Annotated in this window: 11 protein-coding genes; 6 read left to right on the top strand and 5 right to left on the bottom strand. The window is 69.9% G+C overall.

Features of this window, described 5'->3' with window-relative positions; genetic code table 11:
* The 3 genes from VGT80_RS18565 to VGT80_RS18555 form a co-directional block, all read right to left on the bottom strand.
* The coding region (locus tag VGT80_RS18565; RefSeq protein ID WP_327458147.1) for a toll/interleukin-1 receptor domain-containing protein at nt 1–372 on the bottom strand (372 nt) is incomplete at its 3' end.
* 70 nt (nt 373–442) lie between these two features.
* A complete protein-coding gene (gene ruvX / locus VGT80_RS18560) occupies nt 443–904 on the bottom strand; it encodes a Holliday junction resolvase RuvX (RefSeq protein ID WP_327458146.1) in 462 nt (153 codons plus the stop codon).
* 46 nt (nt 905–950) lie between these two features.
* The gene (locus VGT80_RS18555; protein ID WP_327458145.1) at nt 951–1,646 is read right to left on the bottom strand and encodes a hypothetical protein; all 696 of its coding nucleotides are present in this window, start codon (nt 1,644–1,646) and stop codon (nt 951–953) included.
* Nucleotides 1,647–1,866: 220 nt separating this feature from the next.
* Here VGT80_RS18555 and gatC point away from each other — a divergent pair, with 220 nt between their 5' ends.
* From gatC to VGT80_RS18540, 3 genes are all read left to right on the top strand, one after another.
* Nucleotides 1,867–2,154 (top strand): Asp-tRNA(Asn)/Glu-tRNA(Gln) amidotransferase subunit GatC, encoded by a 288-nt coding sequence (gatC, locus tag VGT80_RS18550; protein WP_327458144.1) that lies wholly within the window; start codon nt 1,867–1,869, stop codon nt 2,152–2,154.
* Nucleotides 2,155–3,627 carry an Asp-tRNA(Asn)/Glu-tRNA(Gln) amidotransferase subunit GatA gene (gene gatA / locus VGT80_RS18545; protein WP_327458143.1) on the top strand — a complete coding sequence of 491 codons (1,473 nt, stop codon included), beginning with the start codon at nt 2,155–2,157 and terminating at the stop codon, nt 3,625–3,627.
* A gap of 65 nt (nt 3,628–3,692) precedes the next feature.
* On the top strand, nt 3,693–4,235 hold the full coding sequence (locus VGT80_RS18540) for a TlpA disulfide reductase family protein (protein WP_327458142.1): 543 nt from the start codon (nt 3,693–3,695) through the stop codon (nt 4,233–4,235).
* 54 nt (nt 4,236–4,289) lie between these two features.
* Here VGT80_RS18540 and VGT80_RS18535 read toward each other — a convergent pair whose 3' ends face one another.
* A complete protein-coding gene (locus tag VGT80_RS18535; RefSeq protein WP_327458141.1) occupies nt 4,290–4,631 on the bottom strand; it encodes a hypothetical protein in 342 nt (113 codons plus the stop codon).
* 128 nt (nt 4,632–4,759) lie between these two features.
* Here VGT80_RS18535 and gatB point away from each other — a divergent pair, with 128 nt between their 5' ends.
* A complete protein-coding gene (gene gatB / locus VGT80_RS18530; protein ID WP_327458140.1) occupies nt 4,760–6,223 on the top strand; it encodes an Asp-tRNA(Asn)/Glu-tRNA(Gln) amidotransferase subunit GatB in 1,464 nt (487 codons plus the stop codon).
* A 34-nt stretch (nt 6,224–6,257) separates the two neighbouring features.
* A complete protein-coding gene (locus VGT80_RS18525; protein ID WP_327458139.1) occupies nt 6,258–6,950 on the top strand; it encodes a hypothetical protein in 693 nt (230 codons plus the stop codon).
* Here VGT80_RS18525 and VGT80_RS18520 read toward each other — a convergent pair.
* Complete coding sequence (locus VGT80_RS18520) at nt 6,937–7,380, bottom strand: RcnB family protein (RefSeq protein WP_327458138.1); 444 nt, start codon at nt 7,378–7,380, stop codon at nt 6,937–6,939. The two genes, VGT80_RS18525 and VGT80_RS18520, sit on opposite strands and share 14 nt — an antisense overlap.
* A 327-nt stretch (nt 7,381–7,707) precedes the next feature.
* Between VGT80_RS18520 and VGT80_RS18515 the strand changes: the two genes are divergently transcribed.
* Nucleotides 7,708–7,952, top strand: a 245-nt coding sequence (locus VGT80_RS18515) for a sel1 repeat family protein (protein WP_327458137.1), incomplete at its 3' end; no start/stop codon positions are given.

The raw sequence follows: 7,952 nt of genomic DNA, 5'->3' as shown, positions 1-7,952 counted from the left end.
TATGCCGGCGTCGCCGTGCAGCTCGCGGAACAGCTCGATCTCCTTGGCGACCCAGGGCGAGGCGGCCGCGTGGGGCGAGCAGACCACGATCAGGTGGTCCGAGCTCGCGATCGCCTCGCGCACGGCCGTGGTCAGGTCATGGGCGGCGGTCAGCTCGTCGATGTCGCGGAACACCGGCTTCAGCCGCGCCCCGGCCAGGGCCGCGCCGTCGGCGCGCGCCAAGGCGCGGTGGGGCAGTCGATAGCCCTCCAGCCGCCGATGCAGCCGCTTGGCAAACGCGCTGTCGGCATGGCTGTAGCTGATGAAGGCGCTGTAGCGGCGGCCCTCGCCGCCGGCGCCTTGCAGGTCAGGCCGTTGCGCGCCCTCTGCCATGTCCCCACCCATTGCCGGGCGAAGAAATTCGCCGCGACAACTCCCCGGCGAAAGTTGTGGCAGAACAAGGCTATGTCGGCAAGTTCCTGAGCCGATCCAGCGCGCCCTGCAGGATCCAGGCGGCGGCGGCCTTGTCCACCAGGTCGGCGCGCCGCGCGCGGGTGACGTCGGCCTCGCCGATCAGCATGCGGTTGACGGCCATGGAGCTCATCCGCTCGTCCCAGAAGGCGATGGGCAGGTCGCGCAGCCGCAGCAGATTGCGTCCGAAGGCCCGGTTGGACTGGCAGCGGGCCCCCTCGGTCCCATCCATGTTGACCGGCAGGCCGATGACGACGCCGCCGGCCCTGCGGTCGTCGATCAGCTTGAACAACCGCTCGGCCTCGGCGGTGAACCTGGTCTTGCGGATCAGCTCCAGGGGCGAGGCGATGGTCCGCGTGGCGTCCGACACGGCCACCCCGATGGTCTTCTCGCCGAGGTCGAGGCCCAGGAGAGCGCCGGTGGGCGGCAGGTCGGTGAGGTCGAAGACGGCCATGGGGCGCATAAGCCACGCCGACGGACATGGCGGAAGAGGTCCGGGGCTATTCGCTGAACGGCGCCGCGGCGATGGCGCGCTCCACCGATCCGCGCGGCGCGTCGGGCACGGTGGCGCGGCACAGGCCCTCGAGCCAGCCGATCTGCGCCGTCGGCTTGCGCCGGCACTGGTCGACCAGCAGGGCGGTGAACTTCTGCTTGAACTGCAGGCGTGGGAAGGCGGCCAGCACCTCGGCCACGGCCTTGGCGTCGATGACGCCAGGGTCATAGCCCACCACGTCGGCGCCCGCGCCTTCGCCGACCAGCCGAGCCTCGGCCGACTGGTGGGCGGCGTATTCGCCGCGCATGTCGTGGAAGACGATGGCGTTCCAGACCCGTCGCCCCTGGTCCGGTGATCGCCCGGCGCTGGTCACCACCGCCTCGGCGCGGTTGGCGCCATCGATCTCGAAGGAGGTCCTGGGCGTCGAATAGGCCGGGACCAGGCCGAGATCGTGCAGGGCGGCGGCCACGAACCCCAGCTCGGCGTCGTAGGCCGTCTTCTGGGCCCTCAGGGCGAGCGCGCCGAACAGGTAGGTGCGCATGGCGTGGTTGAACAGGAAGTCGGGGCAGGCGTCGCGCGCCAGGCCCGCGGCCTTGCCCGCGAGCGGCGTGCGCGGGATGGCGACGCCCGCCACCTCGCCCGGCAGTCCGGCGGCGGCGCCCGCGGCGCAGGGCAGGGCGGCGAGCCCGGCCGCGGCGGCCATCACGCCCCGCCGGCTCGGGTGTTGCCATCCACAACCGCACGCCGGCCTGGCGGCGACCCACATCCTGGTTTCCATGACCTGTCTCCCCGACCGGGCTCGCATCCAGGATGCGCCGGTGACCGGCGACAGCCAAGCTGGCGGGGGGCCGGCGCGCGGGATCGCTTGCAAAACCACGCCGGGCGCGGCTAACCCACGCGCTGGAATTTGAGGAGAAGATGGCATGGCCATCGACGCGGCGACCGTGCGCAAGGTCGCGAAGCTGGCGAGGATCGCCGAGCCGGAAGAGAAGCTGGAGGCCCTTGCCAGGGAGCTCTCCGGCATCCTCGACTGGATCGAGCAGCTGAACGAGGTCGACACCGACGGCGTCGAACCGATGACGACCGCCGTGCACGCCACCTTGCCGATGCGCGACGACGTGGTCACCGAAGGCGGCGATCCCGACCGCGTGCTCTCCAATGCGCCCAAGACCAAGGACCACTTCTTCATCGTGCCCAAGGTGGTCGAGTAGATGTCCGAGCTCACCGCGCTCACCCTGAAGGCCGCGCTCGACGGCCTGGCCTCGAAGTCGTTCTCGTCGGCCGAGCTGACTCAGGCCCACGTGGAGGCGGTGGAGGCCGCCCGCGCGCTCAACGCCTATGTGCTGGAGACGCCCGAGCAGGCCCTGGCCATGGCCAGGGCGTCCGACGAGCGCCGCGCCCGCGGCGAGGCGGGCCGGCTGGACGGCGCGCCGCTCGGGATCAAGGACCTGTTCTGCACCGAGGGCGTCCGCGCCACCGCCGGCTCGAAGATCCTCGGCAATTTCCAGCCGACCTACGAATCCACCGTCACCGCCAACCTGTGGCGCGACGGGGCGGTGATGCTGGGCAAGCTCAACATGGACGAGTTCGCCATGGGCTCCTCCAACGAGACCTCGGCCTTCGGGCCGGTGGTCAATCCCTGGCGCGCCAAGGGCGGCAACGCCCAGCTCACGCCCGGCGGCTCCTCCGGCGGCTCGGCCGCGGCGGTGGCGGCGGAGCTGTGCCTGGGCGCCACGGCCACCGACACCGGCGGCTCGATCCGCCAGCCGGCGGCGTTCACCGGCACGGTGGGCATCAAGCCGACCTACGGCCGCTGCTCGCGCTGGGGCATCGTGGCCTTCGCCTCCTCGCTCGACCAGGCGGGTCCGATCGCCCGCACCGTCGAGGACGCGGCCATCCTGCTCACCTCCATGGCCGGCCACGACCCCAAGGATTCCACCAGCCTGCCGGTGGAGACGCCGGATTTCGCGAGCTTCGTCGGCAAGTCGGTGAAGGGCCTGCGCATCGGCGTGCCCAAGGAATACCGCGTCGACGGCATGCCGCCGGAGATCGACGCCATCTGGGAGCAGGGGATCGCCTGGCTGAAGGAGGCCGGCTGCGAGATCGTCGAGGTCTCGCTGCCGCACACCAAATACGCGCTGCCGGCCTACTACATCGTGGCGCCGGCCGAGGCCTCCTCGAACCTCGCCCGCTATGACGGCATGCGCTACGGCCTGCGCGTCGACGGCGCCAACCTGACCGAGACCTACGAGGGCACCCGCGCCGCCGGCTTCGGCGCCGAGGTGAAGCGCCGCATCCTGATCGGCACCTACGTCCTCTCCGCGGGCTACTACGACGCCTACTATCTGAAGGCCCTGAAGGTCCGCCGCCGCATCGCCGACGACTTCGACCGGGCGTTCGAGAAGGTCGACGCCCTGCTCACCCCCACCGCGCCCTCGGCCGCCTTCAGCCTCGGCGACAAGGCCGACGATCCGGTGGCCATGTACCTGAACGACATCTTCACGGTGACGGTGAACCTGGCGGGCCTGCCGGGCATCAGCGTGCCGGCCGGGACCGACGCGGCCGGCCTGCCGCTCGGCCTGCAGCTGATCGGCCGGGCGCTGGACGAAGCCACGGTGTTCTCGCTGGCCGGCGCCGTCGAGAAGGCCGCCAACTTCCGGGCCAAGCCCGCCAAGTGGTGGTGACGCGACGACTCTGCGACAGTGCGTCTCCTCGACCGAACCCTGTTCGGCCGCGTAGGGCGGGGCCCATGAAACACTGGAAAATCTACGGCTTAGCTGTGGCGGCCGCGGCGCTCGCCTCCGCCGCCCAGGCGGCCGACAAGCCGTCGCCCGAGGTCGGCAAGCCGGCCCGCGACTATGCCGTCACCACCCTCGACCACCACACGGTCAAGGCCGCCGACCTGAAGGGCAAGGTTGTGGTGCTGAACTACTGGGCGACCTGGTGCGGCCCCTGCAAGCTCGAGATGATGGCCTTCGAGAACTACATGCGCACCCATCCGGGCACCGACCTGAAGATCTATGCGGTGATGACCGAATCCGAGGTGCCGGCGTTCAAGCTGCAGCCGCTCGCCAAGGCCCTGTCGTTCCCGCTGGCGACCCATCTGAGCGGCCGCGGCTATGGGGTGAAAGACGGCGTGCCGACCAGCTATGTGATCGACCGCTCGGGCGTGGTGCGCTGGGCGAAAGCCGGCGCCTTCGACAAGGAGAGCTTCGACGAGCTGGTCACGCCGCTGCTGGCGGAAGCCGCCCCGGCCGAGCCGGCGACGACCACCGTGGCCAGCACGCGCTGAGGCGCTGAAACGAAAAGTCTCCCGCGCCGGAGCGCGGGAGACCTCTTGGTCGGCCTACTTGCCGGCGTTGATTTCGTCGAACTTGACCTGCAGGGCCTTCAGCTTGGCGTCGTCGAGCGCGCCTTGGCTCATCGGCGCGACCTGGGCCAGCGTCATGCCGCCGATCTGGTCGTAGTACTGGCTGATCGGCGGGAGCGCCGCTTCCAGGGCGGCCTTGGCCTTGGGGTTCTTGATGATGTCGGCGACGGTGGTCTTGTCGACCGAAATGGCGCCGGAGGCCGAGGCGGTGGCGGTGGCGGCAGGCGCCGGCGCGGCGGCCGGGGCCTGAGCGAGCGCCGGCGCAGCGGCGGCCGCGGTGGTGATGGCGATGAGGCTCGCCGCGATAATGGTCTTCATGGTGTTTCCCTAAAATTCCCCCGAACGGGAGTCTGCGGACGCCGACAAGAGCCCATAATTCCCGGCTTTTGCAAGGCGGCGCATGCGCGCGGCTTTGCGCTTTCGCCGAGCGGAGCTAGTGAAAGGCCATGAGCGAGACGAGCAAGCTGATCGAGGGCCGCACCGGTCCGTGGGAAATCGTGCTGGGCCTGGAGGTCCACGCCCAGGTGGCCTCCAACGCCAAGCTGTTCTCCGGCGCGGCGGTGGGATTCGGGGCCGGGCCCAACGAGCAGGTGAGCCTGGTGGACGTCGCCATGCCCGGCATGCTGCCGGTGATCAACGGCTACTGCGTCGAGCAGGCGGTGCGGACCGGGCTGGGCCTGAAGGCGCAGATCAACCTGAAGAGCCACTTCGACCGGAAGAACTATTTCTATCCCGACCTGCCGCAGGGCTACCAGATCAGCCAGTACAAGGACCCGATCGTCGGCGAGGGCGAAGTGATCGTCGAGCTGGACGACGGCCGCACCTTCACGGTCGGCGTCGAGCGCCTGCACCTCGAACAGGACGCCGGCAAGTCGATCCACGACCTCGACCCCAACGCCACCTATATGGACTTCAACCGGGCCGGCACCGCCCTCATGGAGATCGTCTCCAAGCCGGACATGAGGTCGTCAGAAGAAGCTGTAGCTTATGTGAAGAAGCTACGGACAATCCTCATCTATCTGGGCTCCTGCGACGGGGACATGGAGAAGGGCAACCTGCGCGCCGACGTCAATGTCTCGGTGCGCAAGCCGGGCGGCGAGCTCGGCACCCGCTGCGAGATCAAGAACGTCAATTCGTTCCGCTTCATGCAGCAGGCGATCGAATACGAGGCGCGCCGGCAGATTGAAATCCTGGAAGAGGGGGGCTCGATCGCCCAGGAGACCCGCCTGTTCGACCCTGGCAAGGGCGAGACGCGCTCCATGCGCTCCAAGGAGGAGGCGCACGACTACCGCTATTTCCCCGACCCGGACCTGCTGCCCCTGCAGCTCGACCCGGCCTGGGTGAAGAAGATCCAGGCGACGCTGCCGGAGCTGCCGGACGAGAAGAAGGCCCGGCTGCAGTCGCAGTACGGCCTGTCGGCCTATGACGCCGGGGTGCTGATCATCGAGCAGGCCCGCGCCGATTTCTACGAGGCCGCGGTGAAGGGCCGCGACCCCAAGCTGACCGCCAACTGGGTGACCAACGACCTGGCCGCGCGGCTGACCGCCGGCGGCATCGACATCGCCGACAGCCCGATCGCGCCGGCCGCCATCGCCGAGCTGGTGCAGCTCATCGAGGAGGGCGTCATCTCCTCCAAGATCGCCAAGGACGTCTTCGAGCGCATGTGGGCGGGCGAGGGTCGGGCTTCCGAGATCGTCGACAAGGCGGGGCTGAAGCAGGTGTCCGACACTGGCGCGCTGGAAGGCGTCATCGACAAGCTGATCGCCGCCAACCCCGGCCAGGCCGCCGCGGTGACGGAAAAGCCCCAGGCCATCGGCTGGTTCGTCGGCCAGGTGATGAAGGAGACCGGCGGCAAGGCCAATCCGGCCACCGTCAACCAGTTGCTCCGCGCCAAGCTCGGCGTAGCCTAGGGCCGGGGCCGCGGACGGCTCCCGCGGAGGCGCCATGCTCGCGACCCTGCTCGACCGGCTGGAAGCGCTCTACGGCGAGCTTTCGCCGGTGGGGCCGACCGATCCCTATGTGCTGCTGATCTGGCTCAACAGCGGCTATCCGGCTTCGGATTCCGCCTGCGCCAAGGGCTTCGCCGCGCTCGAGGCCCGCATCGGTGTCGCTCCCGAGGCCATCCTCGCGGCCTCATCGGCGGATCTGGCCCAGGCGCTGTCGGCCGGCGGGATGGTGCCGGACCTGCGCGCCGAGCGGCTGAAACAGATCGCGGCGCAGGTGCGCGACCGCTACGACGGCGACCTGGCCGCCGCGCTGCACGGCCCCCTCGATGAAGCCCGCCGCGTGCTCAAGCGGTTCCCGACCATCGGCGAGCCGGCGGCCGACCGCATCCTGCTGTTCTGCGGCCTCGCCGCCGTGGCGGTGGCGCCCGGCGGCGGCCTGCAGGTCCCGCTCAGGCTGGGGCTGGGCGCCGAGGTGAAGGACTGGGGAAAGACCTACGCCTCGGTGCGCGACGCGCTGGCCGCGGCCCTGCCGGCGGATGTCCAGGCGCTGCAACGGGCCTATCTGCTCCTGAAGGCGCATGGCCACGAGGTCTGCAAGCGCGCGCGCCCGCTCTGCGAGGATTGCCCGCTCACCGCCGACTGCGCCTATTTCCAGGAAGTCGTCGCGCCCGCGGCCCTCAGTCCGGGATGACGTCGAACACCTGGCCGGTGTTCATGTCCATCAGCATCATGGCCCGGCCGGAGCGCACCCAGGCATAGCCGCGCGGCGGCTGCCGCAGGCGGTAGCGGCCATAGTCCTGCACCACGCCGCCGCGCGCCTGGGGGGGCAGGAATCCGCCGCGCCGGGGCTGGTAGTAGCCGGGCGGGGGCGGGTAGGCGCCGGGGGGCGGGCCATAGCTGTCGGCCGGCGGCCGTTCCCAGCGCCCGCCGCCGCGACCCGCCCAGGGGGGCGGTCCGCCGCGTTGTTCGCCGCCGCGGCCGCCGTGTTCCTCGCGTCCGCCGCCCCGGCCCTCGCCGTGGCGGTCACCGCGGCCATCGCCGTGCTCGCGCGCCAAGGCGCCGCCGCCCGCCAGGCAGGCGGCGGCCGCGACGACGGCGAAGATGCGGAAAAGGCGCCTCATGGACTCGATTGTCTCAGTTACCTGGCTTCAGTCGAGCCCCTTGTGGCAGGCTGACCGTGAACTGCGGCTGAACGTGACCGCAAGACACGCCGTTTGTGCTGTTTCCACGTCGCGCGCCCCGCCGTCCGTCGCCCGCGACCCATTTCGCGCAAGGTAGGGCAGCCGCCAAGTATTTTCCCCGAAATGGGGACCGCTCATCTGAACATGACCGCTTCACAACCGGCGCCTTAACCATGTGTTCAGGCTGAGGGGCGTTTTCTTCTGCCTGTGATGGATCGGACATGGGCGCCTGAACTGGGCTCCACCGACCGAACAGGGACGAAGATCATGCTGGCTAGCATGGAAGTCGCGAACGAAGGTCTGCCGCTGCCGAAGCCCGATGCGTCGGGCGACGAGCTGTTCCGCCTGGGGCTGCTCTATTCGACTGGGCAGGGTGGCGCGCCGCTCGACTATGTGTCGGCGCACATGCTGTTCAACCTGGCCGCCATGCGCGGCTCGGTGGAGGCCAAGATCTACCGCAAGGAGCTTTCGGAGGAGATGGCGTCGGAAGACGTCGCCGAGGCCCAGCGGCA

It is taken from the genome of Phenylobacterium sp. (assembly GCF_035944335.1).
GTDB lineage: Bacteria > Pseudomonadota > Alphaproteobacteria > Caulobacterales > Caulobacteraceae > Phenylobacterium.
Note: the sequence above shows the minus strand (reverse complement) of the source record. Positions and strands in the feature narration are given on the sequence as shown.

What these genes read in the sequence shown, in the direction of transcription:
- gatB (WP_327458140.1), top strand. Translation starts at nt 4,760, where the DNA reads ATGAGCGAGACGAGCAAGCTGATCGAGGGCCGCACCGGTCCGTGGGAA.
- VGT80_RS18540 (WP_327458142.1), top strand. Translation starts at nt 3,693, where the DNA reads ATGAAACACTGGAAAATCTACGGCTTAGCTGTGGCGGCCGCGGCGCTC.
- ruvX (WP_327458146.1), bottom strand. Translation starts at nt 904, where the DNA reads ATGGCCGTCTTCGACCTCACCGACCTGCCGCCCACCGGCGCTCTCCTG.
- gatC (WP_327458144.1), top strand. Translation starts at nt 1,867, where the DNA reads ATGGCCATCGACGCGGCGACCGTGCGCAAGGTCGCGAAGCTGGCGAGG.
- gatA (WP_327458143.1), top strand. Translation starts at nt 2,155, where the DNA reads ATGTCCGAGCTCACCGCGCTCACCCTGAAGGCCGCGCTCGACGGCCTG.
- VGT80_RS18555 (WP_327458145.1), bottom strand. Translation starts at nt 1,646, where the DNA reads ATGGCCGCCGCGGCCGGGCTCGCCGCCCTGCCCTGCGCCGCGGGCGCC.
- VGT80_RS18520 (WP_327458138.1), bottom strand. Translation starts at nt 7,380, where the DNA reads ATGAGGCGCCTTTTCCGCATCTTCGCCGTCGTCGCGGCCGCCGCCTGC.
- VGT80_RS18525 (WP_327458139.1), top strand. Translation starts at nt 6,258, where the DNA reads ATGCTCGCGACCCTGCTCGACCGGCTGGAAGCGCTCTACGGCGAGCTT.
- VGT80_RS18535 (WP_327458141.1), bottom strand. Translation starts at nt 4,631, where the DNA reads ATGAAGACCATTATCGCGGCGAGCCTCATCGCCATCACCACCGCGGCC.